This is a genomic window from Streptomyces sp. NPDC046379 (genome assembly GCF_055587785.1).
Genome location: NZ_JBVJFP010000009.1, coordinates 1,118 through 25,897 on the forward strand (window position 1 = coordinate 1,118; position 24,780 = coordinate 25,897).

General features: G+C 73.5%; 20 protein-coding genes. 16 read left to right on the forward strand and 4 right to left on the reverse strand.

The features are described from left to right. Nucleotides 1-192: 192 nt before the first annotated feature. The gene (locus ACZ6KF_RS17065) at nucleotides 193-930 is read left to right on the forward strand and encodes a tetratricopeptide repeat protein (protein WP_356627125.1); all 738 of its coding nucleotides are present in this window, start codon (nucleotides 193-195) and stop codon (nucleotides 928-930) included. 80 nt (nucleotides 931-1,010) lie between these two features. On the opposite strand, the gene ACZ6KF_RS17070 is transcribed toward ACZ6KF_RS17065, so the two are convergent. Further along, complete coding sequence (locus tag ACZ6KF_RS17070) at nucleotides 1,011-2,303, reverse strand: DUF1015 domain-containing protein (RefSeq protein WP_469239080.1); 1,293 nt, start codon at nucleotides 2,301-2,303, stop codon at nucleotides 1,011-1,013. An 82-nt stretch (nucleotides 2,304-2,385) separates the two neighbouring features. On the opposite strand from ACZ6KF_RS17070, the gene ACZ6KF_RS17075 reads away from it, so the two are divergent. The 4 genes from ACZ6KF_RS17075 (at nucleotide 2,386) to ACZ6KF_RS17090 (ending at nucleotide 6,528) form a co-directional block, all read left to right on the forward strand. Further along, a complete protein-coding gene (locus ACZ6KF_RS17075) occupies nucleotides 2,386-3,414 on the forward strand; it encodes an HAD hydrolase-like protein (RefSeq protein ID WP_469239081.1) in 1,029 nt (342 codons plus the stop codon). A 107-nt stretch (nucleotides 3,415-3,521) separates the two neighbouring features. After that, nucleotides 3,522-4,565 (forward strand): FecCD family ABC transporter permease, encoded by a 1,044-nt coding sequence (locus ACZ6KF_RS17080; protein WP_356626827.1) that lies wholly within the window; start codon nucleotides 3,522-3,524, stop codon nucleotides 4,563-4,565. Next, on the forward strand, nucleotides 4,562-5,623 hold the full coding sequence (locus ACZ6KF_RS17085) for a FecCD family ABC transporter permease (protein WP_356626829.1): 1,062 nt from the start codon (nucleotides 4,562-4,564) through the stop codon (nucleotides 5,621-5,623). Before ACZ6KF_RS17080 ends, ACZ6KF_RS17085 begins: the two co-directional genes overlap by 4 nt. Before the next feature lie 83 nt (nucleotides 5,624-5,706). Beyond that, nucleotides 5,707-6,528: an ABC transporter ATP-binding protein gene (locus tag ACZ6KF_RS17090; RefSeq protein ID WP_356626831.1), complete on the forward strand. Its 822-nt coding sequence runs from the start codon at nucleotides 5,707-5,709 to the stop codon at nucleotides 6,526-6,528. A gap of 109 nt (nucleotides 6,529-6,637) precedes the next feature. On the opposite strand, the gene ACZ6KF_RS17095 is transcribed toward ACZ6KF_RS17090, so the two are convergent. Further along, nucleotides 6,638-6,985 carry a sterol-binding protein gene (locus ACZ6KF_RS17095; protein WP_469159073.1) on the reverse strand — a complete coding sequence of 116 codons (348 nt, stop codon included), beginning with the start codon at nucleotides 6,983-6,985 and terminating at the stop codon, nucleotides 6,638-6,640. A gap of 42 nt (nucleotides 6,986-7,027) precedes the next feature. Between ACZ6KF_RS17095 and ACZ6KF_RS17100 the strand changes: the two genes are divergently transcribed. From ACZ6KF_RS17100 to ACZ6KF_RS17120, 5 genes are all read left to right on the forward strand, one after another. Then, nucleotides 7,028-7,366: a hypothetical protein gene (locus ACZ6KF_RS17100; RefSeq protein ID WP_469239082.1), complete on the forward strand. Its 339-nt coding sequence runs from the start codon at nucleotides 7,028-7,030 to the stop codon at nucleotides 7,364-7,366. 7 nt (nucleotides 7,367-7,373) lie between these two features. After that, nucleotides 7,374-8,189: a hemolysin gene (locus ACZ6KF_RS17105; protein ID WP_356626837.1), complete on the forward strand. Its 816-nt coding sequence runs from the start codon at nucleotides 7,374-7,376 to the stop codon at nucleotides 8,187-8,189. After that, on the forward strand, nucleotides 8,186-9,091 hold the full coding sequence (locus tag ACZ6KF_RS17110) for an NAD kinase (RefSeq protein WP_356626840.1): 906 nt from the start codon (nucleotides 8,186-8,188) through the stop codon (nucleotides 9,089-9,091). Before ACZ6KF_RS17105 ends, ACZ6KF_RS17110 begins: the two co-directional genes overlap by 4 nt. 166 nt (nucleotides 9,092-9,257) lie before the next feature. Further along, nucleotides 9,258-11,000 (forward strand): DNA repair protein RecN, encoded by a 1,743-nt coding sequence (gene recN, locus ACZ6KF_RS17115; protein WP_469239084.1) that lies wholly within the window; start codon nucleotides 9,258-9,260, stop codon nucleotides 10,998-11,000. Nucleotides 11,001-11,237: 237 nt separating this feature from the next. After that, entirely contained in the window at nucleotides 11,238-12,374 is a 1,137-nt protein-coding gene (locus tag ACZ6KF_RS17120; RefSeq protein WP_356626843.1) for a glycosyltransferase family 4 protein, read from the forward strand. A 127-nt stretch (nucleotides 12,375-12,501) separates the two neighbouring features. Here the strand turns inward: ACZ6KF_RS17120 and ACZ6KF_RS17125 are convergent, their stop codons facing one another. After that, nucleotides 12,502-14,148, reverse strand: coding sequence for a PucR family transcriptional regulator (locus tag ACZ6KF_RS17125; RefSeq protein WP_356626845.1), 1,647 nt, complete (start codon nucleotides 14,146-14,148; stop codon nucleotides 12,502-12,504). Between the two features lie 57 nt (nucleotides 14,149-14,205). Beyond that, nucleotides 14,206-16,008 (reverse strand): glycoside hydrolase family 15 protein, encoded by a 1,803-nt coding sequence (locus ACZ6KF_RS17130; protein WP_356627126.1) that lies wholly within the window; start codon nucleotides 16,006-16,008, stop codon nucleotides 14,206-14,208. A 421-nt stretch (nucleotides 16,009-16,429) separates the two neighbouring features. On the opposite strand from ACZ6KF_RS17130, the gene ACZ6KF_RS17135 reads away from it, so the two are divergent. From ACZ6KF_RS17135 to ACZ6KF_RS17160, 6 genes are all read left to right on the forward strand, one after another. Further along, nucleotides 16,430-18,097, forward strand: coding sequence for a CTP synthase (locus ACZ6KF_RS17135; protein ID WP_469239086.1), 1,668 nt, complete (start codon nucleotides 16,430-16,432; stop codon nucleotides 18,095-18,097). A 100-nt stretch (nucleotides 18,098-18,197) separates the two neighbouring features. Continuing rightward, nucleotides 18,198-18,824 (forward strand): NUDIX hydrolase, encoded by a 627-nt coding sequence (locus tag ACZ6KF_RS17140; protein ID WP_356626849.1) that lies wholly within the window; start codon nucleotides 18,198-18,200, stop codon nucleotides 18,822-18,824. Between the two features lie 473 nt (nucleotides 18,825-19,297). Continuing rightward, nucleotides 19,298-21,364, forward strand: a complete 2,067-nt coding sequence (locus ACZ6KF_RS17145) for a tetratricopeptide repeat protein (protein ID WP_469239089.1) — start codon at nucleotides 19,298-19,300, stop codon at nucleotides 21,362-21,364. Between the two features lie 139 nt (nucleotides 21,365-21,503). Further along, complete coding sequence (ald, locus tag ACZ6KF_RS17150; protein WP_469176571.1) at nucleotides 21,504-22,619, forward strand: alanine dehydrogenase; 1,116 nt, start codon at nucleotides 21,504-21,506, stop codon at nucleotides 22,617-22,619. Nucleotides 22,620-23,164: 545 nt separating this feature from the next. Beyond that, a complete protein-coding gene (locus ACZ6KF_RS17155) occupies nucleotides 23,165-24,157 on the forward strand; it encodes a ParA family protein (protein WP_356627128.1) in 993 nt (330 codons plus the stop codon). After that, entirely contained in the window at nucleotides 24,154-24,681 is a 528-nt protein-coding gene (locus ACZ6KF_RS17160; RefSeq protein WP_356627129.1) for a hypothetical protein, read from the forward strand. The genes ACZ6KF_RS17155 and ACZ6KF_RS17160 overlap by 4 nt, the downstream gene beginning before the upstream one ends. Nucleotides 24,682-24,780 lie beyond the last annotated feature (99 nt).

A 24,780-nucleotide genomic window follows, 5' to 3' on the forward strand; every position in this document is an offset into this window, starting at 1 on the left:
CGTGGTGAGCGTCCCCCCTTCCGTCGGGACGACCGCCGGGATGATCGGCGTGACGACCGGCGTGACGACCGTCGCGACGACCGCGGTGGCCGTCCCGGTGGTGGGTTCCGGGGGCGGGACGACCGTCGTGGCGGTCCTGGTGGCGGGCGTTTCCGTGAGGAGCGGGAGCGCGACCGGGAGCCGATCAAGCGGCTGCCGATTCCCGACGACGTCACCGGCGACGAGATCGACAAGGATGTGCGGCAGGAGCTCCAGAGCCTGCCGAAGGGGCTCGCGGAGGACGTCGCCAGGAACCTGGTGATGGTCGCCCGGCTCATCGACGAGGAGCCCGAGCAGGCCTACGCCTACTCCAAGGTCGCCCTCCGGCTCGCCTCGCGCGTGGCCGCCGTACGGGAGGCCGCCGGGTTCGCGGCGTACGCCAACCAGAAGTACGCAGAGGCGCTCGCCGAGTTCCGGGCGGCGCGGCGGATGACCGGCGGCGTCGACCTGTGGCCCGTCATGGCCGACTGCGAGCGCGGGCTCGGGCGGCCGGAGAAGGCGCTGGACATGGCCGGGGCCCCCGAAGTGCACAAGCTCGACAAGGCCGGTCAGGTGGAGATGCGGCTCGTGGCCGCCGGCGCCCGCCGGGACATGGGACAGCTCGACGCGGCCATCGTCACCCTGCAGAGCCCCGAATTGGCCTCCCACTCCGTACAGCCGTGGACCGCGCGGCTGCGGTACGCCTACGCCGACGCGCTCCTCGAGGCCGGGCGCGAGCGGGAGGCGCGGGAGTGGTTCGCCAAGGCCGTCGAGGCCGACCGCGACGGCAGCACGGACGCGTCGGACCGGCTGGCCGAGCTGGACGGCGTCGAGTTCGTGGACGCGCTCGACGAGGACGACCTCGACGAGGACGTGGACACAGCGCCCGGCAAGGACGGCGACGAGGACTGACCTCCGGCGCACCCGCGCACGCGACGAGTGGGGGCGGGATCCGAAACGGATCCCGCCCCCACTCGCATGTCCGGGGCGCGTCAGAGATCCAGCGCGCGCAGCACCAGGCCCGACGCCGGCTTCGGACCGAAGGACGTCGACTTGCGGGGCATCGTCACGCCCTGGCGGGCCAGGTCGCGGACCACGTCCTCATGGACCGGGTGGAGCAGGACGGCCGTACCGCCGTCGCGTTCGGCCTTGCCGACGGTGGCGGAGGCGTCGTGGATGTAGGCGATGTGGGCCGGGGAGTCCTCGGGAATGCCCCAGACGTGGCCGAGGAGCGTGGCGTGCAGGACCGTCGCGTCCAGGGCGCGCCAGGCCGGAGGACGGTCGGCGGGGACCGTGCGGGCCAGCAGGTCCGGGTCGGGGCGGTCGACCAGATGGAAGGCGCCGTCGCCCGCGAGGAGGAAGGCGTTGCCGTCCGCCGCCGCTTCGCCGAGGAGTGCGAGGGCCTGCGGGAGCGGGGCCTGGACGCGGCGGACGCGGAACAACCCGTGCAGGGCCGCGACGGCGTCGGAGACCGGGAGGCCGTGCAGCAGGCGGTGGATGGCGCGGACCCGCAGCGGGTGGCGGGCGGTGTCGACCAGGAGGACCAGGCCGTGGTCCCAGGGGCTGGGGGAGGGGTGCTCGGCGCGGAGCCTGCGGTAGGTGGCCCAGCGGTGGTGGCCGTCGGCGATCAGGGCCTGGCGGCCGGCCAGGCCGGAGCGGACGCGGTCCAGGTCGCCGGGGTCGGTCACGGACCACAGGCGGTGGCGCACGCCGTCCTCCGTGGTGGTGGCGAGCAGCGGGGCCCGTTGTGCGGTGCGTTCGACGACCTCGGCGGCGGGGTCGGCCGGGCCGTCGCCGCGGTAGGTGAGGAGCAGCGGTTCGAGGTTGGCGCTCGTGGCGCGCATCAGGGCCGCGCGGTCGGCGACGATGTGCGGCATGACGTCCTCGTGCGGCAGCACGACGCCCTCCTCGGGGTCGGACACCCGCAGGGCCCCGATGATGCCGCGCTGGAGCGAGCCGTCGACGTCCCGCTGCTCGTAGACGTAGAGGGCGGGCTCCGGGTCGGCGGCGAGGACGCCCTCCGACAGCCAGCGGCGCAGGGTGCGGGCGGCCTGTTCGTTGCGGGCGTCCGGGGTGGCGGCCTCGGGCAGGATCAGCCGGACGATGTTGTGCGGGTCCGCGGACTGGAGTGCGTGGACGCCGTCCGGGCGGACCACCACGTCGTACGGAGGGGACGTCACGGCGGCCAGACTGCCGACCCGGTCGGGGTCGTAGCGAAGGCCTCGGAACGGGGTGAGTTCCAGGCCTCGGCGCGTCGTTGCTTCCGGGTGACCTGCTGTGTTCATCACGGCATCGTACGGGGCGTACGGCTGTCGGTGGCATGGGGGATGATCGGGGGAAAGCCGTCCGAGCGAGGAGCGATGTGGAATGAGCCGGGGCGTCAGGAGCAGGCCCGAGGGCAGTGGGCGGGCGCTGAGCGAGGCGTACGACACGGCGCTGCTCGATTTGGACGGGGTGGTGTACGCGGGCGGTGACGCCATCGCCCACGCGGTGGAGTCGCTGGGCGCGGCGAGCGCGGGCGGGATGCGGCTGGCGTACGTCACCAACAACGCGCTGCGCACGCCGGAGGCGGTGGCCGGACATCTGACCGAGCTGGGGATACCGGCGGAGGCGTCGGAGGTGATCACCTCGGCGCAGGCGGTGGCCCGGCTGATCGCCGAGCAGGTCCCGGCGGGAGCGCGAGTGCTGGTGGTCGGCGGTGAAGGGCTGCGGGTGGCGCTGCGCGAGCGGGGTCTGGAGCCCGTGGAGTCGGCGGACGACGATCCGGCGGCGGTGGTGCAGGGGTACGGCGGACCGGAGCTGCCCTGGGGGCGGTTCGCGGAGGCGTGCTATGCCATCGCGCGCGGGGTGCCGTGGTTCGCGTCCAACACCGACCTGACGATTCCGAGCGCGCGGGGCATCGCGCCGGGCAACGGGGCGGCGGTGCAGGTCGTGCGGATCGCGACGGGCGCCGAGCCGCAGGTGGCGGGCAAGCCGCTGCCGCCGATGCACCGGGAGACGATCCTGCGGACGGGCGCGCGGCGCCCGCTGGTGGTCGGGGACCGGCTGGACACCGACATCGAGGGCGCGTTCAACGGCGACGTCGACTCCCTGCTCGTGCTCACCGGCGTGACCGACGGCCGCCGGCTGCTCGCCGCGCCGCCGCAGCACCGGCCGACCTACGTCGACGCCGATCTGCGCGGGCTGCTCACCGGGCAGCCGGACGTGACGGAGGCCGCCGGCGGTTTCCGCTGCGGGGGCTGGACGGCCACCGCCGGTGCGGAGGAGCTGGAACTGGAGGGAGACGGCGAGGCGCTGGACGGGCTGCGGGCGCTGTGCGCGGCCGCCTGGACGGGGGCCGGCGAGGGCTCGTGCGCGCTCGACGGCAGCAAGGCGCTGGCGAGGCTGGGCATCTGAGGCCCTGTCGGGACTGACGGGCGCGACGGTCGTGAGGTGATGTGATCGTCACCTTTCGACCGTGCTCAGGATCTTGATCCAATAGGAGGGTAGGCTAACCTAACCTCGTGTTGGTTGAAAGTCCTCCCGAACAGCGCGCGGACATCGCCCCTGCGCCCTCGAACCGCCGGGCGATACGTGCCTTCGGGCTGCTCGTCTCCGTGGCGATCCTGGTGCTCGTCGCGCTGGCGAGCATCGCGATCGGCGCGAAGGAGCTGTCCCTGGACGAGGTCTGGCACGGCCTGTTCCAGGACACCGGGACGTACGCCGACGTCGTCGTCGGCGAGCGGCTGTCCCGGACGCTCCTCGGGCTGCTCGCGGGCGCCGCGCTCGGCCTGTCCGGGGCGGTCCTCCAGGCCCTGACGCGCAATCCGCTGGCCGACCCCGGCCTGCTGGGCATCAACGCCGGCGCGTCCGCCGCGGTCGTCACGGCCATCACCTTCTTCGGCGTCACCAGCGTCAACGGCTATGTGTGGTTCGCCTTCCTCGGCGCCGCCTCGGTCGGCGCGCTGGTCTGGTTCCTCGGCGGCAGCCGGGGCGCCACGCCGGTGCGGCTCGCCCTCGCGGGCACCGCGATCAGCGCGGCCCTGTACGGCTACCTCCAAGCGCTGATGATCATGGACGAGGCGGCGCTGGACCGGATGCGCTTCTGGACCGTCGGCTCGCTGGGCTCCGCGACCGACCGGACCATCGTCCAGGTGCTGCCGTTCCTCGTCGTCGGCTCGCTCCTCGCGCTCGCCCTGGCCCGGCCGCTGAACGCCATGGCCATGGGCGACGACACCGCCAAGGCGCTCGGCGCCCATCTGAACCGCAACCGCGCGCTGTCCATGCTCGCCGCCACCGTGCTGTGCGGGGCGGCGACCGCCGCGTGCGGGCCGATCATGTTCGTAGGCCTGATGGTGCCGCACGTCGTACGGTCCTTCACCGGGCCCGACATGCGCTGGATCCTGCCGTACGCGGCCGTCCTGTCGCCGGTGCTGCTGCTCGGCGCCGACGTCCTCGGCCGGATCGTCGCCCGGCCCGCCGAACTCCAGGTCGGCATCGTCACCGCGCTCCTCGGCGGCCCGGTCTTCATCTTTCTCGTACGACGGCGGAGGACGGCCCAGCTGTGAAGAACGCCCTTGCTGTGAAGTCCGACGCTCCCCGTGCCGTGCGGTCGCCGGGCGGGCTGTCGCTCCGCCTGGACCTGCGGGCCCTCGTCGTCGTCGTGCTGCTGCTGGTGCTCGTCCTCGCCGCCGGCGTGCTGCTCATCGGGACCGGAGACTTCCCCATCGCCGCCGGCGACGTGCTCAGGACGCTGTTCGGGCAGGGCGACCCCGGGCAGGAGTTCATCGTCAACGACCTGCGCCTGCCCCGGGTCCTCGTCGGGCTGCTGGTGGGCGCCTCGCTCGGCCTCGGCGGTGCGCTGTTCCAGTCCATCTCCCGCAATCCGCTGGGCAGTCCGGACGTCCTCGGCCTCGGGCAGGGGGCGACGGCGGGCGCGCTCGTGGTGATCGTGCTGGTCTCCGGCGACGCCCGTGACGTCACCATCGGGGCGCTGATCGGTGGTCTGGCCACCGGCCTCGCCATCTATCTGCTGGCGTGGAAGCAGGGTGTGCACGGCTACCGGCTGGTGCTGGTCGGCATCGGCATGTCCGCCATCGTCACGGCCGTCAACGGCTATCTGCTGACCAAGGCCGACATGGTCGACGCCGCCCGCGCGGTGGTGTGGATGACCGGGTCGCTCAGCGGCCGCGACTGGGAGCAGGTCTGGCCGCTGCTGTGGCTGTGCGCAGTCCTCGTGCCGCTGGTCCTCGCCAACGCGCGCGGGCTGCGGATGCTGGAGATGGGCGACGACGTCTCCCACGCCCTCGGCGTGCGCGTCGAGCGGGTGCGGGCGGTGCTGCTGGTGGCCGCCGTGCTGCTGACCGCCGCCGCCACCGCCGCCGCCGGCCCGGTCAGCTTCGTGGCGCTCACCGCCCCCCAGCTCGCCCGCCGGCTGACCCGCTCGCCGGGCCCCAACCTGGTCCCGTCGATGTGCATGGGCGCCGCCCTCCTCCTCGTCGCCGACTGGACCTCGCAGCGCGTCTTCGGCGCCGACCAGCTGCCCGTGGGCGTCGTCACCGGCGTGCTCGGCGGCGTCTACCTGCTGTGGCTGCTGGTCACCGAGCGCAGGGCGGGCCGGGTATGAGCGCCGGCAGCGCGACGGCGCCCCCGGCCGACCGAGGGCCGAACCACCATGTCAGCAGCGGGCTGACCGACCGAAGGAGCACCGTGAACCGTCTGTCCGCCGAGAACGTCACCCTCGCGTACGACCAGCGCGTCATCGCCGAACAGCTGTCGGTGTCCATCCCCGACAACTCCTTCACAGTCATCGTCGGCCCCAACGCCTGCGGCAAGTCCACGCTGCTGCGCGCCCTGTCGCGGATGCTCAGGCCCAGCGAGGGCCGGGTGCTGCTGGACGGGCAGGTCATCCAGTCGATGCCCGCCAAGAAGGTCGCCCGCACCCTCGGGCTGCTGCCCCAGTCGTCCATCGCGCCCGACGGCATCACGGTCGCCGACCTGGTCGGCCGCGGCCGGTACCCGCACCAGGGCATCCTGCGCCAGTGGTCGACCGAGGACGAGCGGGTCGTCCAGGAGTCCATGGCGCAGACCGGGGTCGCCGAACTCGCCGACCGGTACGTGGACGAGCTGTCCGGCGGCCAGCGCCAGCGGGTGTGGATCGCGATGGCCCTCGCCCAGCAGACGCCGCTGCTGCTGCTGGACGAGCCGACGACATACCTGGACATCCAGCACCAGATCGACGTGCTCGACCTGTGCGCCGAGCTGCACGAGGAGCAGGGCCGCACGCTGGTGGCCGTGCTGCACGACCTCAACCACGCCGCCCGCTACGCCACCCACCTCATCGCCCTGCGCGGCGGCACGGTGGTCGCCGAGGGCGCGCCCAACGACATCGTCACCGCCGAGCTGGTGGAGGAGGTCTTCGGCCTGCGCTGCCAGGTCATCGAGGACCCGGAGACGGGCACCCCGCTGATCGTGCCGGCCGCCCGCAAGGCGCGGGAGCGGGTGACGGCGTCCGCCGCGGAGGCTTCCTGAGCGGGAGGACTGCGCAGGCTTCATGGCCGGGAGGCCACAGGGCTTCCTGAGCCGGGGACTGCGCGGGCTTCCTGGCCGGAGAGCTACGGAGGCGTCGTGAGCCGCGGGGCTACAGCAGCTTCCTGAGCCGGAACAGGTCCCGCAGCCCCGCCTCCAGCTTCACCCGGCCCGAGCCCCAGGCCCGGGCGAAGTCCAGCTCGCCGTCGACCAGGGCCACCAGGTCGCCGCCGGCCAGCGCCAGCCTGATCTGGGCCTTCTCGCGCGGCGGGCCCGGGAACGTGTCGTGCACCTCGATCCGGCCGTCCATGAGGCGGCCGGCGAAGGTGACGTCCAGGTCCGTGACATGGCAGCTCACCGAGCGGTCCATGGCGGCGGCGTCGCGCGCGTCGCCCTCGGCGCCCCGCAGGTTCTCCGAGAACTTCTCGAGTGCGGTACGGCACTCCTCGATCGTGGCCATCGCCACCGACGGTACCGCAGCGGATCGCGGTAGCGTCGGGGCATGAGCGACACCGTTCCCGACGCAGGGGCGCCCGAGGAGCGCGAGCAGGGGCCCGAGCCCGGCCCCGCCGCCCCGGCCCCGCTGCACGTGCCCCGCACCCCCACCGGCGACGCCGGGATCGACGCCTGCCTGGAGCGGCTCGCGGACGCCGACTACCTCGCCACGGACGGACACGTCGAGGTGTACGAGGATGTGCACCGGGGGCTGCGCGACGCGCTCACCGCGCTCGACGCCCGCCCGGGACCTCCGGCGCCCCCTTCCGTCCGTCACCCGACCACCACCCCCCGACCAGACCCTTCGGGCCGCGAGCCCGGCACGCCGTACGCGAACAGGAGCTGAACCGAACGTGGCAGGAGTCGCACGCCGCCGTCTCGACGCGGAGCTGGTCCGCCGCAAGCTGGCGCGCTCGCGCGAGCACGCGAGCCAGCTGATTGCCGCCGGCCGGGTCAGCGTCGGCAAGACCGTCGCGACCAAGCCGGCCACGCAGGTGGAGACCGCGGCGGCCATCGTCGTCGCCGCCGACGACGGCGACCCCGAGTACGTCTCCCGCGGCGGCCACAAGCTCGCCGGCGCGCTCGCGGCGTTCGTCCCGCAGGGGCTCACGGTCGAGGGGCGGCGGGCGCTGGACGCCGGCGCGTCCACCGGCGGTTTCACCGATGTGCTGCTGCGCGCGGGCGCCGCGCACGTCGTCGCCGTGGACGTCGGGTACGGGCAGCTGGCCTGGTCGCTGCGGAGCGATGAACGCGTCACCGTCAAGGACCGTACGAACGTACGCGAGTTGACGCCGGAGGCGATCGACGGCGAGCCGGTGGACCTGGTCGTGGGGGATCTGTCCTTCATCCCGCTCGGGCTGGTGCTGCCCGCGCTGGTGCGGTGCGTGCGGCCGGACGCCGACCTGGTGATGATGGTCAAGCCGCAGTTCGAGGTGGGCAAGGAGCGGCTGGGCAGCGGGGGAGTGGTCCGCAGTCCGCAGCTGCGCGCGGAGGCCGTGCGCCAGGTGGCCGAGCGGGCCTGGGAGCTGGGGCTCGGGGTGAAGGGCGTGACCGCCAGTCCGCTGCCCGGGCCCTCGGGGAACGTCGAGTACTTTCTGTGGCTGCGGGCCGGGGCTCCCCGACTGGACCCGGCCGACGTAGACCGTGCAGTGGCGGAGGGGCCGCGTTGACACAGAACCGAGCTCGTACTGTTTTCCTGCTCGCCCACACCGGGCGGCCCGCGGCCATTCGCAGTGCCGAACTGGTGGTGCGGGGCCTGCTGCAGTCCGGGCTCGGGGTGCGGGTCCTGGAGGCGGAGGCGCGCGATCTGCCGCTGCCGGGCGAGGTGGAGCTGGTCGGCGAGGCGACCCCGCAGTGCCTCGACGGGTGCGAGCTGCTGATCGTGCTGGGCGGCGACGGGACGCTGCTGCGCGGCGCCGAGTTCGCCCGGGCGTCCGGGGTGCCGATGCTCGGCGTCAACCTCGGGCGGGTCGGTTTCCTCGCCGAGGCCGAGCGCGACGACCTCGACAAGGTGGTCGACCGGGTGGTGTCCCGCGCCTACGAGGTCGAGGAGCGGATGACCGTCGACGTCGTCGTCCACCGCAACGGCGACATCGTGCACACCGACTGGGCGCTGAACGAGGCGGCCGTGCAGAAGGCGGGCGCCGAGAAGCTGCTGGAGGTCGTCCTCGAGATCGACGGGCGGCCGGTCACCGGGTTCGGCTGCGACGGCATCGTGCTGTCGACGCCGACCGGGTCCACGGCGTACGCGTTCTCCGCGGGCGGGCCGGTGGTGTGGCCCGAGGTGGAGGCGCTGCTCATGGTGCCGATCAGCGCCCACGCCCTGTTCGCCAAGCCGCTGGTGACCTCCCCGGACTCGGTGCTCGCCGTGGAGGTGCTGCCGCACATTCCGCCGGGCGTGCTGTGGTGCGACGGCAGGCGGACGGTGGAGCTGCCGGCCGGGGCGCGGGTGGAGGTGCGGCGCGGGGCCGTGCCCGTGCGGCTGGCCCGGCTGCACCACGCCTCGTTCACCGACCGGCTGGTGGCCAAGTTCGCGCTGCCGGTGTCCGGGTGGCGGGGGGCTCCGCACTAGGGGGTAGGTGTCAGACACCCCCTGGCCGCTCCGCGGGGCGGGGCCGGGTGTCGTCGGCGTGTGCGGGTTGTCCGGGGCTGGCCGCGCGGTTTCCCGCGTCCCTCGGCAGCGTCCCTCCTGTGGGTGACAAGGGTGGGCCGGTCGCACATCGCGGCGCCGACCTCGTATGGTCGTGTCCGTGTTGGAGGAGATGCGGATACGGTCGCTCGGAGTCATCGACGACGCGGTCGTCGAGCTGTCGCCCGGGTTCACGGCGGTCACCGGTGAGACGGGCGCGGGCAAGACGATGGTGGTCACCAGCCTGGGCCTGCTGCTCGGCGGGCGCGCGGACCCGGCGCTCGTGCGGATCGGGGCCAGGAACGCGGTCGTCGAGGGGCGGATCACCGTGCCCGCGGACGCCTCCGCGGCCGTACGGGCCGAGGAGGCCGGCGCCGAGCTGGACGACGGGGCGCTGCTGATCAGCCGTACCGTGTCCGCCGAGGGGCGCTCGCGGGCGCACCTGGGCGGGCGGTCCGTGCCCGTGGGGGTGCTCGCCGAGCTGGCGGACGAACTGGTCGCCGTGCACGGGCAGACCGACCAGCAGGGCCTGCTCAAGCAGTCCCGGCAGCGGCAGGCCCTGGACCGGTACGCCGGGGACGCGGTCTCCGCGCCGCTGGCCGAGTACACCAAGGCGTACAAGAGGCTGCGGGCCGTCTCCGCCGAGCTGGAGGAGATCACCACCCGGGCGCGCGAGCGGGCCCAGGAGGCCGACATGCTGCGCTACGGGCTCGACGAGATCGCGGCCGTCGAGCCGCGCGCCGGCGAGGACGCGGAGCTGGCCGAGGAGGCCGAGCGGCTCGGGCACGCGGAGGCGCTGGCCTCCGCCGCGTCGGCCGCGCACGTCGCGCTGGCGGGCAACCCCGAGGACCCGGAGAGCGTGGACGCCGCCACGCTGGTCGCGGGCGCGCACCGGGCGCTGGAGGCCGTACGGTCGCACGACCCGGCGCTGGCCGCGCTCGCCGACCGGATCGGGGAGATCGGCATCCTGCTGGGCGACGTGGCCGGGGAGCTGGCCGGGTACGCCGACGACCTGGACGCCGATCCGCTGCGGCTCGCGGCGGTCGAGGAGCGGCGGGCCGCGCTCACCGCCCTCACCCGCAAGTACGGCGAGGACGTGTCGGCCGTGCTGGCCTGGGCCGAGCGGGGCGCCGCCCGGCTGACCGAGCTGGACGGCGACGACTCCCGCATCGACGAGCTGACCGCCGAGCGGGACGCGCTCCGCGCCGAACTGGGCGGCCTCGCCCAGGCGCTGACGGACGCGCGGACGGCGGCGGCGGAGAAGTTCGCCGCGGCGGTGACGGCCGAGCTGGCGTCGCTGGCGATGCCCCACGCGCGGGTGTCGTTCGCGATCCGGCAGACCGAGGACCCGGACGGCGTCGAGGTCGGCGGCCGCCCGGTGGCGTACGGGCCGGCCGGCGCGGACGAGGTCGAGCTGCTGCTCCAGCCGCATCCGGGCGCGCCGCCCCGGCCCATCGCCAAGGGCGCCTCGGGCGGTGAGCTGTCGCGTGTGATGCTCGCCGTGGAGGTGGTCTTCGCGGGTACGGACCCGGTGCCGACGTATCTCTTCGACGAGGTGGACGCCGGCGTCGGCGGCAAGGCGGCGGTCGAGATCGGGCGGCGACTGGCGCGGCTCGCGAAGACCGCGCAGGTCGTCGTGGTGACGCACCTGCCGCAGGTGGCCGCCTTCGCGGACCGGCAGCTGCTGGTGGAGAAGACCAACGACGGGTCGGTGACCCGGTCCGGCGTGAAGGTGCTGGAGGGCGAGGACCGGATCCGTGAGCTGTCGCGGATGCTGGCCGGCCAGGAGGACTCCGAGACGGCCCGGGCGCACGCGGAGGAGCTGCTCGCCACGGCCCGGGCGGACGTCTGAGGCGCCGGCCCGGCGGAACCGGTCGGCGGGGTCACTCGTGTGAGTGACCCCGGTCCCCGTCCGGGGCGGGGGCGCGGGAGCCGGCGGTGCCGCAACCGCCGTCCGCCCTGGCATGCTTGGCGGGTACGGGCAGGAGCCCGGGCGGTACACCCCATCCGTCCGGTCCTTCTGTACGTTTCTCCGTGACCGTCGTGAACGTCGTGACCGACCGACGCCGAATCAGGAGCCCCCGGCCAGGTGACCCCCGTGAGCAGCCGCGCACCGCACGGCCAGCCGGCGCTACGCACCGTGCAGGTGCTGGGCGGCGGCAACGCCGGCAGCAGCGCGCACGTGCGCTCGCTGTCCGCGGGGCTCGTCGCGAGGGGCGTGCGCGTCACGGTGTGCGCCCCCCTGGAGGCGGATCACACCCACGACTTCACCGGGGCCGGCGCCGACCTCGTTCCCGTGCCGCGCAGCAGCGACCCGGCGTCCGTCGGCGCGCTGCGGGCCGCGTGCCGGGACGCCGACCTCGTCCACGCCCACGGGCTGCACGCCTCCTTCCGGGCCGTCCTCGCGCTCGGCGGGCGCGACACCCCGCTCGTCGTCACCTGGCACGACCGGGCCCACGCCGAGGGCGCGCGCGCCCATCTGCTGCGCCTGCTGGAGCGGCGGGTGGCGCGGACGGCGTCGGTGGTGCTCGGGACCACCTCCGGCCTGGTCGACCGGGCGCGACGCTCCGGTGCCCGCGACGCCCGGCTCGCGGGGATCACCCTGCCCGGACGGCGCACCCCGCCGCGGCAGGGCGACCCCGACCGGCTGCGCTCCAAGATCCGTGCGGAACTCGGCGTCACCGGCCGCCCGTTGCTGATGGCCGTCGGCTCCCTCGACGGCCGGCGCGGCTACGACGTCCTGCTGGACGCCGCGCACGCCTGGCGCCGGCTGGACCCGGCCCCGCTCGTCGCCATCGCCGGAGAGGGGCCGCTGCGCCCGGAGTTGCAGCGCCGCATCGAGGGCGAGGACCTGCCGGTGCGGCTCATCGGCCGCCGTGACGACGTGGCCGAACTCCTCACGGCCGCCGACCTCGCACTGCTGCCGAGCCACTGGGAGTCCCGTTCCGTCCTCGCCCAGGAAGCCCTGCACGCGCGGGTGCCGCTGGTGGCCTCCGCGGTCGGCGGCATCCCCGAACTCGTCGGCGACGCCGCCGAACTCGTCCCGCCGGGCAACGCCCGAGCCCTCGCCGACGCCGTCGTCCGCCTCCTCGGCGACCCCGAACGCCGGGAGGAGCTGCGGGACAGGGGCGTACGGCAGGCGGCCACCTGGCCGACCGAGGACGAGACGGTCGCCCAAGTCCTCAGCGTCTACGACGAGTTGACGCAGCCCCGGCCGCTGATCTGACCGGCTCGGCCAACGGCGACTCGGCGGGCCGGACCCACCGGTCGACCCGCGAGCCGGCCGGGCCCGGCCCATCGACGAGCCTGCGCGCCGGACCGGCTCCGCCGATCGGCGAGCCGACCCGGCCCGGCTATTCCACATGTCTGCGCGCCCGCAGTGCGAGGCTCAACGCCAGGACGGTCTGCGGGTCGTCCAGGTCGGTGCCGAGCAACTCGCCGATCCGGGCGAGGCGGTTGTAGAGGGTCTGCCGGTTGAGGTGCAGCTCGCGCGCGGTCTCCGCCTTGCGGCCGGCGTGCGCGAGATAGGTCTCCAGGGTCGGCAGCAGCGGCGGCCGGGAGCGTCGGTCGTGCTCGCGCACCGGCCCGATCGCGCGGTCCACGAACGCCGCGAGGTCAGGGTGGTCCCGCAGCCGCCACAGCAGCAGGTCGATGTCCAGGCGGCGGGCGTCGTACCACGGCTGCTCCGGCAGTCCCCGGGCCGCGTTCGCCGTCTCCGCCGCGTGCCGCAGCCCCGCCGACGCCGCCGCCCAGCCTCCGGCCACCCCGACGACCACCACCGGCGGCTGCGCGCCCGGCCGCCGTACCCCCGACCGCTCCACACCGGCCCGCAGCGCCGCCGCCACCCGGTCGGCCACCGCCGGGCGCTCCGACTCCGACCGCAGCCCCAGCAGCAGCGGAACGCGTCCCTCCACCGGCCGTACGCCCAGCAGCGCCGGCACGCCCACCGCGGCCAGCTCCTCCGTGACCGCCCGCGCCAGCACCGCCCAGCCGCCGCCGGGCGACAGCACCTCGCCCAGCCGCATCACCACCGGCAGCAGCGGGCCGTCGCCCGGCCGAAAACCCAGCACCCGTGCCTGCGCCGGGGCGTCCTGCGCGGCGATCCGGCCCTCCGCCAGGTCGGTGAGGAAGTCGCCGCGTCCGCGCGCGGCCAGCTCCTCCTCCTGGCGGGCCTGCATCAGCACCACCGCCAGGATGCCCGCGGTGCGCTCGGCGGCGATCCGGTGCACCGGCGCCAGCGGCCGCCGCACCGGCAGCAGCACCAGCCGCGCCCGCACCGGGCCCGACCCCGCACCGGCCCCGCCCGGCACGTCCACCAGCACCGACCCGGCCGGCGGCGGCGCCTCCCGGTGCGGGCCGCGCAGCCCCTCCCACACCTGGAGCGGGTCGGCGCCCTCGGGACCGGCACCGGCGGCGTACAGCAGCCGCCCGTCCGAGGTCTCCAGGAAGACCGGGTTGCCGCCGAAGTCGGCCAGAACGGCCAGCACCTGCGGCGCCCCACCGCCCGCCAGCAGCGCCTCCGTGCACCGCCGGTGCACCTCCTCGGCCTGCTGGAGCAGCGCGTAGTGGCCGTTGACGATCTCGGTGTGGATCTCCTCCGTGACCGTGACGAACGGCACCTCGCGGTGCAGCTGGACCAGCGGCAGCCCGGCCGAGCGGGCCGTGTCCACCACGGTCGCGGGCAGCCGGGCGAAGCGCGGCCCCAGCTCGATCACCAGGGCCGCGATGCCCCGCTCGGCCAGGGTCCGCACGAACGCCCGCTGCTCGGCGGGCCGCGTGCCCATGCCGTACCCGGTGGTCAGCAGCAGCTCGCCGCCCTTCAGCAGCGAGGCGATGTTCGGCACCTCGCCCGCGTGCACCCAGCGCACGGTCCGCCGCAGCCGGTCGGCGCCCGCGAGCACCTCCGGCAGGCCGCTGCGCAGCCCGGGCAGCTCCAGCGCCCGCTGCACGGTGATGCCGGCGCCCGGGCCGTCGAAGGGATGGTCGGTGCGGCTGTTCATGCAGCGGACGCTACCCGGACGCCCGTTCGACGGGCATCTCCGGGGGCGGGCGCCGGCTCAGCCACCGTACGCCCCCGACGCCGTCAGCCGCAGCGCGGTGTCGATCAGCGGGACGTGGCTGAAGGCCTGCGGGAAGTTGCCCACCTGGCGCTTGAGCCGCGGGTCCCACTCCTCGGCGAGCAGTCCGAGGTCGTTGCGCAGGGAGAGCAGCTTCTCGAACAGCTTGCGGGCCTCGTCCACCCGGCCGATCATCGCCAGGTCGTCCGCCATCCAGAACGAGCAGGCCAGGAAGGCGCCCTCGTCGCCGGGCAGGCCGTCGACGCCCTCGTCCTCGCCGGAGGTGGGGTAGCGCAGGATGAAGCCGTCCGGCGTGGACAGTTCGCGCTGGATCGCCTCGATGGTGCCGATCACCCGCTTGTCGTCCGGCGGCAGGAAGCCCATCTGCGGGATCAGCAGCAGCGAGGCGTCCAGCTCCTTGGAGCCGTAGGACTGGGTGAAGGTGTTGCGCTCCTTGTCGTAGCCCTTCTCGCACACGTCCCGGTGGATGTCGTCGCGCAGCTCGCGCCAGCGCTCCAGCGGGCCGTCGGCGTCGCCGGACTCCAGCAGCTTGATCGTGCGGTCGACGGCGACCCAGGCCATGACCTTGGAGTGCACGAAGTGGCGGCGCGGGCCGCGCACCTCCCAGATGCCCTCGTCCGGATCCTGCCAGTGGTCCTCCAGGTAGCGGATCAGCTTCAGCTGGAGCAGCGAGGCGTAGTCGCTGCGGGCCAGGCCGGTCATGTGGGCCAGGTGCAGGGCCTCGGTGACCTCGCCGTACACGTCCAGCTGGAGCTGGTGCGCGGCGCCGTTGCCGACGCGGACCGGGGCGGAGTTCTCGTAGCCGGGCAGCCAGTCCAGCTCGGCCTCGCCCAGCTCGCGCTCGCCCGCGATGCCGTACATGATCTGCAGGTTCTCCGGGTCGCCCGCGACCGCGCGCAGCAGCCACTCGCGCCAGGCGCGGGCCTCCTCGCGGTAGCCGGTGCGCAGCAGCGAGGACAGGGTGATCGCGGCGTCCCGCAGCCAGGTGTAGCGGTAGTCCCAGTTGCGCACGCCGCCGATCTCCTCCGGCAGGGAGGTGGTCGGGGCGGCGACGATGCCGCCGGTGGGAGCGTACGTGAGCGCCTTCAGGGTGATCAGGGAGCGGACCACCGCCTCGCGGTAGGGGCCGTGGTACGTACAGTGCTCGACCCACTCGCGCCAGAAGTCCTCCGTCGCCTCCAGCGACTGCTCCGGCTCCGGCAGGGGCGGCGGCTCCTTGTGCGAGGCCTGCCAGGAGATCGTGAACGCGATCCGGTCGCCGGGGCCGACGGTGAAGTCGGAGTACGTGGTGAGCGCCTTGCCGTAGGTGTCCACGGGGGTGTCGAACCACACCGAGTCCGGCCCCGCGACGGCGACCGTGCGCCCGTCGTGCTTGTGCACCCACGGCACGATCCGGCCGTAGGAGAACCGCATCCGCAGCGCGGAGCGCATCGGGACCCGGCCGGAGACGCCCTCCACGATCCGGATCACCTGCGGCGCGCCGTCGCGCGGGGGCATGAAATCGGTCACGCGGACCGTGCCGCGCGGGGTGTCCCACTCGGATTCCAGGATCAGCGAGTCGCCGCGGTAGCGGCGCCGGGTCGCCGTCGGGGGCTCGGCGTCGGCGGCGTGCGCCGGGCCGATCCGCCAGAATCCGTGCTCCTCGGTGCCCAGCAGGCCGGCGAAGACGGCATGCGAGTCGAAGCGGGGCAGGCACAGCCAGTCGACTGTGCCGTCCCGGCAGACCAGTGCGGCGGTCTGCATGTCTCCGATGAGTGCGTAGTCTTCGATGCGCCCGGCCACGTGCAACTCCAGTCGAACGGCCACGTAAGCCCCATGGGGGGCTGTCGCTAGTGCGGTCAAGGGGTTTTGTAGTGCGTCGTCGAGCGGTGGGGCACAACCGTCGTGATGCCCCGGGGGCAAACGACCATTGTCGCTCAACGAACTGACGAGCTCTCGTTGTTCCGGTGCCTACGGGCGGGGGTGGTGCCGTTTCTCCGGCGTGCTCGGCAGCGAGTGTCCGAGCAGGATACGACGCACGCTGATGATCCGCGGCCCGCTCCGCGGATAACGCATGGGTATTACACCTCCGTGTCGGAGCGCGTACGCACCGTGCCCGGACGCCGTCCGGCCCGGTCGCTGATACCCTGGTAGCCCGTGGACCGGTGGGCGAGAAACCCCGGCACCGCACCCCCAGACCGACCACGGGAGCCTCCTCTTGGCCATGCCGCCCGCTGCTTTCCGAAACAGCACCGCCACGACGACCAAGCACATCTTCGTCACCGGGGGTGTCGCCTCCTCGCTCGGCAAGGGGCTGACCGCCTCCAGCCTGGGCATGCTGCTCAAGGCGCGGGGCCTTCGTGTCGTGATGCAGAAGCTCGACCCGTACATCAACGTGGACCCGGGCACGATGAACCCCTTCCAGCACGGCGAGGTGTTCGTCACCAACGACGGCGCCGAGACCGACCTGGACATCGGCCACTACGAGCGCTTCCTCGACCGCGACCTCGACGGCTCCGCCAACGTCACCACCGGTCAGATCTACTCCACGGTGATCGCCAAGGAGCGGCGCGGCGAGTACCTGGGCGACACCGTCCAGGTCATCCCGCACATCACCAACGAGATCAAGAACCGCATCCGGCGCATGGCCACCGACGAGGTGGACGTCGTGATCACCGAGGTCGGCGGCACGGTCGGCGACATCGAGTCGCTGCCGTTCCTGGAGACCGTCCGCCAGGTCCGCCACGAGGTCGGCCGGGACAACGTCTTCGTGGTCCACATCTCCCTGCTGCCCTACATCGGCCCCTCGGGCGAGCTGAAGACCAAGCCGACCCAGCACAGCGTCGCCGCGCTGCGCAACATCGGCATCCAGCCGGACGCGATCGTGCTGCGCTGCGACCGCGAGGTGCCGACGGCGATCAAGCGCAAGATCTCGCTGATGTGCGACGTGGACGAGGCCGCCGTGGTGGCCTGCCCGGACGCGCCGTCCATCTACGACATCCCGAAGACCGTCCACTCCGAGGGCCTGGACGCCTACGCGGTCCGCAAGCTGGACCTGCCGTTCCGCGACGTGGACTGGACGACCTGGGACGACCTGCTCGACCGCGTCCACAACCCCGACCACGAGATCACCCTGGCCCTGGTCGGCAAGTACATCGACCTGCCCGACGCCTATCTGTCGGTGACCGAGGCGCTGCGCGCCGGCGGCTTCGCCAACAAGACCCGCGTCAAGATCAAGTGGGTCACCTCCGACGACTGCCGCACGCCCGCCGGCGCCGCCCAGCAACTGTCCGACGTGGACGCCGTCTGCATCCCCGGCGGCTTCGGCGACCGGGGGGTGTCCGGCAAGGTCGGCGCGATCCAGTACGCCCGCGAGAACCGCATCCCGCTGCTCGGGCTCTGCCTGGGCCTGCAGTGCATCGTCATCGAGGCCGCGCGCAACCTGGCCGGGATCACCGATGCCAACTCCACCGAGTTCGACGCGGCCACCTCCCACCCGGTCGTCTCGACCATGGCCGAGCAGCTCGACATCGTCGCCGGCGAGGGCGACATGGGCGGCACCATGCGCCTGGGCATGTACCCGGCCAAGCTGGCCGAGGGGTCCATCGTGCGCGAGGTCTACGACGGCAAGGAGTACGTGGAGGAGCGGCACCGGCACCGCTACGAGGTGAACAACGCCTACCGCGCGGAGCTGGAGAAGAAGGCCCGCATCGTCTTCTCGGGCACCTCTCCCGACGGCAAGCTCGTCGAGTACGTGGAGTACCCGCGCGACGTCCACCCCTACCTGGTCGCCACGCAGGCCCACCCCGAGCTGCGCTCGCGGCCGACCCGGCCGCACCCGCTGTTCGCCGGGCTGGTGAAGGCCGCGGTCGAGCGGAAGAACGCCAAGTAGCAGGGCGGTTGTACGGTGGCCGGGGTGCCCGCCCTCGACGGGTGCGCACCCCGGCTCGCTGTGTTCGTACGTGTTGGGTGCACATGGGGAAGGACAGGGCATGACGATCAAGGACACCCCCGAGGAGTGGGAGATCCGGGCGACGGACACCCCCTTCGTGGGCAACAAGACCTCCGTCCGCACGGACGACGTGGTCATGCCCGACGGGACGGTGGCCCGCCGCGACTACCAGGTCCACCCGGGATCGGTGGCCGTCCTTGCCCTGGACGACGAGGACCGGGTCCTGGTCCTGCGCCAGTACCGGCACCCGGTGCGGCACAAGCTGTGGGAGATCCCGGCCGGCCTCCTGGACGTTCCCGGTGAGAACCCGCTGCACGCTGCCCAGCGCGAGCTGTACGAGGAGGCGCACGTCAAGGCCGAGGACTGGCGGGTGCTGACGGACGTGTACACCACGCCGGGCGGCTGCGACGAGGCCGTGCGGATCTTCCTCGCCCGTGATCTGGCGGAGGCGGAGGGGGAGCGGTTCCAGGTCGAGCACGAAGAGGCCGACATGGAGATCCGTCGCGTCCCGCTGGAGGACCTCGTGCGGGGCGTGCTGGCCGGTGAGCTGCACAACAACTGCCTGGTGGTCGGCGTGCTGTCCCTGGCCGCCGCGCGCGCCGGCGGGGACCTGGACGCCCTGCGCCCGGCGGAGGCGCCGTGGCCGGCGCGGCCGTTCGACGCCTGAGTCCGTCCGCTCCGCGGGTGGGGCTGGGAGCTGGGGGCCGCGGGGCGGTACGGGTCCGTGCGCGGTCGCGGACCCGGGATCCTCTGGGCCGTGGGGGTCCGTGCGCGGTCGCGGACCCGGGATCCTCTGGGCCGTGGAGGTCGCTGCGCATCCGCGAATCGGCGGGTCCGGTGCGCGTCCGACGACGGCTCCCGCGCGAGCCTGGCCCCGAGTCCGTGCTGCCTCGAACCGGGCGTCCACCCGGTTTCCGGCCTGTCCGGCACCGGCTCGGTCGCGCCTCCCCTCCGGAATCGCGCCCCGGGGCCGGGGCCGGCTTCCGGGACAAGGCTGTGGTGTGACGATCTGCTGATCCGATCGGGGGACGTGTCCGCCCTGCTCCGCCCGGAACGCCGCAAGGGCTGAACTAGGCTCTGGAAACGCCCGAACCGGAGTCCCGGCGGGCTGTGCACGTGCGGTGGACGGGAGTGTGGCCCGTGACGGATCAGGCGGTGGACACGGACGGCGTCCAGTTGTCGCAGGACACGTCGGCGCGGACCGGATTCCTGGGCCGTACGCGGGAGTTGAAGGAACTGCGCGCCGACATCGAGCGCGCCGGACTCGACACGCTGTCCGGGAAGAAGGCGCCCCGCGCGCGCGTGCTGCTGATCGCGGGGAAGCCCGGATCCGGCCGCACCGCCCTCGCCGAGGAACTCGCCGCGCGGGTCGCCGACCGCTACCCCGACGGTGTCCTGCGCGCCCGGCTCCGCGACCCCGACGGCACCCCCGTCCCCACCGAGCGCACCGCCCGCGACCTGCTGACCGCCCTCGGCCTGCCCACCCCGCCCGGCGCCGCCGAGGACGACCTCACGGCGTCGCTGCGCGCGGCCCTGGCCGGCCGCCGGTCGCTGCTCCTGCTCGACGACGCCGCCGACGCCGAACAGGTCGACGCGCTCCTGCCCGAGGCCCCCGACTGCCTCGTCGTCGCCGTCTCCCACGGCCCGCTGACCGGCATTCCGGACGTCCGGCCCTGCGCCCTCGGCGGTCTCGACACCAAGACCGCCGTCGACCTGCTGTCCCGGCACACCGGCTCGGTCCGCATCACCGTCGACCCCCGCGCCGCCGAGGGCCTGGTGGAGGAGTGCCAGGCCCATCCCGCCGCGCTGCTCCTGGCCGGCGGCTGGCTCGCCGCCCGGCCCAAGGCGGCCGTCTCCGACCTCGCCAAGCAGCTGCGCGCCGAGGGCGACGAGGGAACCCCGCTCGACCGCGTGTTCCGGCTGGTTCACGCCTCCCTGCCGAGCCCTGCCGCCCGGATACTGCGCCTGCTCTCCCTCGCCCCCGCCGGCCTGGTCGACCCGCACACCGCCTCCGCGCTCGCCGGCTGCTCCGTGGACGGCGCCCGCGCCACCCTGGACGACTTCACCGCCCTCGGCCTGCTGCGGACGGCCGACTCGCCGCTGCCCGAGTACGAGGTGCCCGGCTGTCTGCACCCCCTGCTGCGCGCACTCACCGAGACCCACGACCGCCCGGCCGAGCTCCAGCTGGCCCGCGCGCGGATGCTGGAGCGGTACGTACGGCTGCTCCAGTCCTGCCGGGCGATCACCGAGACCGACAGCCCCCAGGCCCGCGAGAAGCTCCTCGGCACGCCCCGCTCGCTGCGCTTCCCCACCGTGCGGGCCGCCGCCGACTGGCTGCGCATCCGCCGGCCCGCGCTGCTCGCCGCGGCCCGCCTCGCGGTCGCCGACGGCGAGCTGGACACCCTCGCCCGGCGGCTGATGTCCCAGCTGGTGCGGGCGATGGTCGCGCACGTCGGCACCGAGGCCGCCGGGCCCGACCTCTACGGCATCCACGGCCTCGTCCTGGACGTCGCCGAGCGCCGGGGCCTGCCCCGCGAGAAGGCTGCGGCCCTGCTGAACCTCGGCGACCTCGACCACCGCACCGGCCGCACCGCCGCCGCCCTGGTCCGCTACCGGGCCGCGCTGGACGCCGGACGCGAGGCGAACGACCCGTACGCCACCGGCCGCGCGATGGAATCCGTAGGCGGCGCCCACCTGGAGCGCGGCGACTACGACCGGGCCGCCGACTGGTTCGGCCGCGCCCTCGCCGAGCGCCTCGCCCGCGACGAGCGTGCCGAGGCCGCCCGGCTGTACGGCAGGATCGCCACCGCGCACACCTACGCGGGCCGCTACGGCGAGGCCCAGCGCCACTGGCGGGCCGCCGTCGCCGGTCACCGCAGGCTGGGTGATGTGGCCGCTCACGCGCGGGCGTTGAGCGAACTGGCCCGGGTCCAGGAGTACGCCGGCCGGCCCGGGGAGAGCCTGCGCACCTGCCAGGAGGCCGTGGAGTGGGCACGCCGCGCCGAGGACGCCCGGCTGCAGGCCGCGCTGCACCTCCGGCTCGCCGACACCCTGGAACGCCTCGGCGACCCGACGGCCGCCGCGCTGCACCGCAGCACCGCCCGGCGCATGCTGGGAGAGGAGCTCCCGGAGGGCGATGCGCCGGATCCAGCCATGGAACAAGCCGCTAACGCCTACGAAATCCGCAGTACATCCGCAGAAGATTGATGCAATGAAAGGCTAGACAGCGGGAACACCTTCATTAGACTGGCTCTGCCGCACGTTCTCCTGCGGTGTCTCCCGGTGTGCCCCGAGCCTTCCGGGTTTGTCGCGTACTACACCCTCTGAGCCAAGGACCGTGATCGACGTGAAGGTCGGCATCCCCCGCGAGGTCAAGAACAACGAGTTCCGGGTGGCCATCACCCCTGCCGGCGTGCACGAGCTGGTGCGCCACGGCCACCAGGTCGTCATCGAGCGCGGCGCCGGCGTCGGCTCGTCGATCACGGACGACGAGTACACCGCCGCCGGAGCGCGGATCCTGGACACCGCGGACGAGGTGTGGGCCTCCGCCGACCTGCTGCTGAAGGTCAAGGAGCCCATCGCCGAGGAGTACCACCGCCTCCGCAAGGACCAGACCCTCTTCACCTACCTGCACCTGGCCGCGTCCAAGGAGTGCACGGACGCCCTGCTGGAGTCCGGCACCACCGCGATCGCCTACGAGACGGTCGAGCTGCCGAGCCGCGCGCTGCCGCTGCTCGCCCCGATGTCCGAGGTCGCGGGCCGGCTCGCCCCGCAGGTCGGCGCCTACCACCTGATGCGCGCCAACGGCGGCCGCGGCGTGCTCCCCGGCGGCGTCCCCGGCGTCACCCCGGCCAAGGCCGTCGTCATCGGCGGCGGCGTCTCCGGCTGGAACGCCACCCAGATCGCCGTGGGCATGGGCTTCGACGTGACCCTGCTGGACCGCGACATCAACAAGCTGCGCGAGGCCGACAAGATCTTCGGCACCCGGGTCAAGGCCGTGATGTCCAACTCCTTCGAACTGGAGAAGGCCGTCCTCGACGCCGACCTCGTCATCGGCGCGGTGCTCATCCCCGGCGCCAAGGCCCCGAAGCTGGTCGGCAACGAGCTGGTGGCCCGGATGAAGCCGGGAAGTGTCCTTGTCGACATCGCGATCGACCAGGGCGGCTGCTTCGAGGACTCGCGCCCCACCACCCACGCCGAGCCGACCTTCCCGGTGCACGGATCGGTCTTCTACTGCGTCGCCAACATGCCGGGCGCGGTGCCGAACACCTCCACCAACGCCCTCACCAACGCCACGCTGCCCTACATCGTGGAACTGGCGAACCGCGGCTGGGTCGAGGCGCTGCGCCGCGACCCCGCGCTCGCCAAGGGCCTCAACACCCATGACGGCAAGGTCGTTTACAAGGAGGTCGCCGAGGCGCACGGCCTGGAGCACGTCGAGCTGGACTCGCTGCTCCGCTGATGGCGAACGGCTAAGTCACCTTTTCGTAAAGGCGATACGTCAACACGGCTCGTCAACCGCGCAAACCCGGCCGGACCTTGCCCGACAAGGTCCGGCCAGGTGTGTGTATGGTCACTTTGCACCACTCGGTCAACTCGCCTCGAACGTAACCCTTGAACCGATTCGCACACCGGTGAAACCTGCCGTGCGACGCTCGTACGCCCTTGACACAGGCGCCTTTCATCGCCGACACATCCGGCCGGGTCCGGCGGATTGTGTTGCTGCGAACCGCCGACACGCCATAGAGTCGCAAACCGTCGGCATGGTGCCACGCTGACCTGTCTAGAAGTTTCCTGGTCACCAAGGAGGTAAGACGACTTGTGAATGAGTCGACATTTTCTCCCGGGGGTGGTCAACCAGGAAGCCCTGCGCGGGGCGAGGTTCCCGCGGGGTTCGAGGCTGTCGGCTCCGTCGCGGTGCGCACCTTCGCAGCCCACCAGAGTCACCAGACCTCCCGCGTGACTCACCCAGCACACCAGAGCATGGATGGCCATCACGTGAACGCCATGGCCGGCGACGGAAGTGGCGCGCCCCACAACCATTTCGCCGACTACGACGAACTGCCCGAGGGGCACTTCTACGACCCCGACGCCGAGTACGAGCCCGATCCCGAGTACGCGGCCACCCTCGCGCCCGACGCGGCCCGCCAGCGCCGTGAGCGCATCGGCCCGACCGGGCGCCCGCTGCCGTACTTCCCGATCCCGGGCCCGCTGACCGACCACGGACCCGCGACGATCATCGCGATGTGCAACCAGAAGGGCGGCGTCGGCAAGACCACGTCGACCATCAACCTGGGCGCCGCTCTCGCGGAGTACGGGCGCCGGGTGCTGCTCGTCGACTTCGACCCGCAGGGCGCGCTGTCGGTCGGACTCGGCGTCAACCCGATGGAGCTCGACCTCACCGTCTACAACCTGCTCATGGAGCGGGGCATGGCGGCCGACGAGGTGCTGCTGAAGACGGCGGTCCCGAACATGGACCTGCTGCCCAGCAACATCGACCTGTCGGCGGCCGAGGTCCAGCTGGTCTCCGAGGTCGCCCGGGAGTCGACGCTCCAGCGCGCGCTGAAGCCGCTGCTGCCGGACTACGACTACATCGTGATCGACTGCCAGCCCTCGCTCGGCCTGCTCACGGTGAACGCGCTGACGGCCGCGCACAAGGTGATCGTGCCGCTGGAGTGCGAGTTCTTCGCGCTGCGCGGCGTCGCCCTGCTGACGGAGACCATCGAGAAGGTCCAGGAGCGGCTCAACCCCGACCTGGAGCTGGACGGCATCCTCGCCACGATGTACGACTCGCGCACCGTGCACAGCCGAGAGGTGCTCGCGCGTGTCGTCGAGGCGTTCGACGACCACGTCTACCACACGGTCATCGGGCGCACGGTCCGCTTCCCGGAGACCACGGTCGCCGGCGAGCCGATCACCACGTACGCCTCCAACTCCGTCGGCGCCGCCGCCTACCGTCAGCTCGCCAGGGAGGTGCTCGCCCGGTGTCACGCCGAGTGAGTCTGCCCGGGGCCGACGAACTGTTCCGCACGACAGGGGGAATGGCGCTCCAGGCATCCACTCCCCGGCGCCAGACGGGCGGCGACGCCCGGGTGCCGCCCCCCGCGGGGGAGGGCGACGCGGTGGCCGCCGGGACGGCGGAGGACGCCCCGCAGTCCGTTCCCGCGCAGGGCGGCGACGGGGAGGGCGCCGAGCACGTCGCGGCCGACGCCGAGCCGATCGACGCGGAGTCCCGCGGACGGCGGCGCCAGGCGGCGCAGGACGGCGCCGCCGCGCCCCGCAAGCGCGGGCGGGCCGCCGCCCGGCGGCCCAGCGGGCGGGAGCGGCACGACGAGAAGATCACGGTGTACGTGTCCGCCGAGGAACTGATGGACCTGGAGCACGCCCGTCTGGTGCTGCGCGGCGAGCACGGCCTGGCGGTCGACCGCGGCCGCATCGTCCGCGAGGCCGTCGCGGTGGTCCTCGCCGACCTGGAGACCCGCGGCGAGGCCAGCATCCTGGTACGCCGCCTGCGCGGCCGCTGAGCGCATCCGCCGGCCGCTTCCGGCGGTGCGGAATGATTCCGTCCGCCGCTCCGAGCGTGGGCCGTGGGCGGCAGGGCGACGGGATGCTCGTACGACGGC

What these genes read in the sequence shown, in the direction of transcription:
- ACZ6KF_RS17075 (WP_469239081.1), top strand. Translation starts at nt 2,386, where the DNA reads ATGAGCCGGGGCGTCAGGAGCAGGCCCGAGGGCAGTGGGCGGGCGCTG.
- recN (WP_469239084.1), top strand. Translation starts at nt 9,258, where the DNA reads ATGGTCGTGTCCGTGTTGGAGGAGATGCGGATACGGTCGCTCGGAGTC.
- ACZ6KF_RS17095 (WP_469159073.1), bottom strand. Translation starts at nt 6,985, where the DNA reads ATGGCCACGATCGAGGAGTGCCGTACCGCACTCGAGAAGTTCTCGGAG.
- ACZ6KF_RS17155 (WP_356627128.1), top strand. Translation starts at nt 23,165, where the DNA reads ATGGCCGGCGACGGAAGTGGCGCGCCCCACAACCATTTCGCCGACTAC.
- ACZ6KF_RS17135 (WP_469239086.1), top strand. Translation starts at nt 16,430, where the DNA reads ATGCCGCCCGCTGCTTTCCGAAACAGCACCGCCACGACGACCAAGCAC.
- ACZ6KF_RS17125 (WP_356626845.1), bottom strand. Translation starts at nt 14,148, where the DNA reads ATGAACAGCCGCACCGACCATCCCTTCGACGGCCCGGGCGCCGGCATC.
- ACZ6KF_RS17100 (WP_469239082.1), top strand. Translation starts at nt 7,028, where the DNA reads ATGAGCGACACCGTTCCCGACGCAGGGGCGCCCGAGGAGCGCGAGCAG.
- ACZ6KF_RS17070 (WP_469239080.1), bottom strand. Translation starts at nt 2,303, where the DNA reads ATGAACACAGCAGGTCACCCGGAAGCAACGACGCGCCGAGGCCTGGAA.
- ACZ6KF_RS17140 (WP_356626849.1), top strand. Translation starts at nt 18,198, where the DNA reads ATGACGATCAAGGACACCCCCGAGGAGTGGGAGATCCGGGCGACGGAC.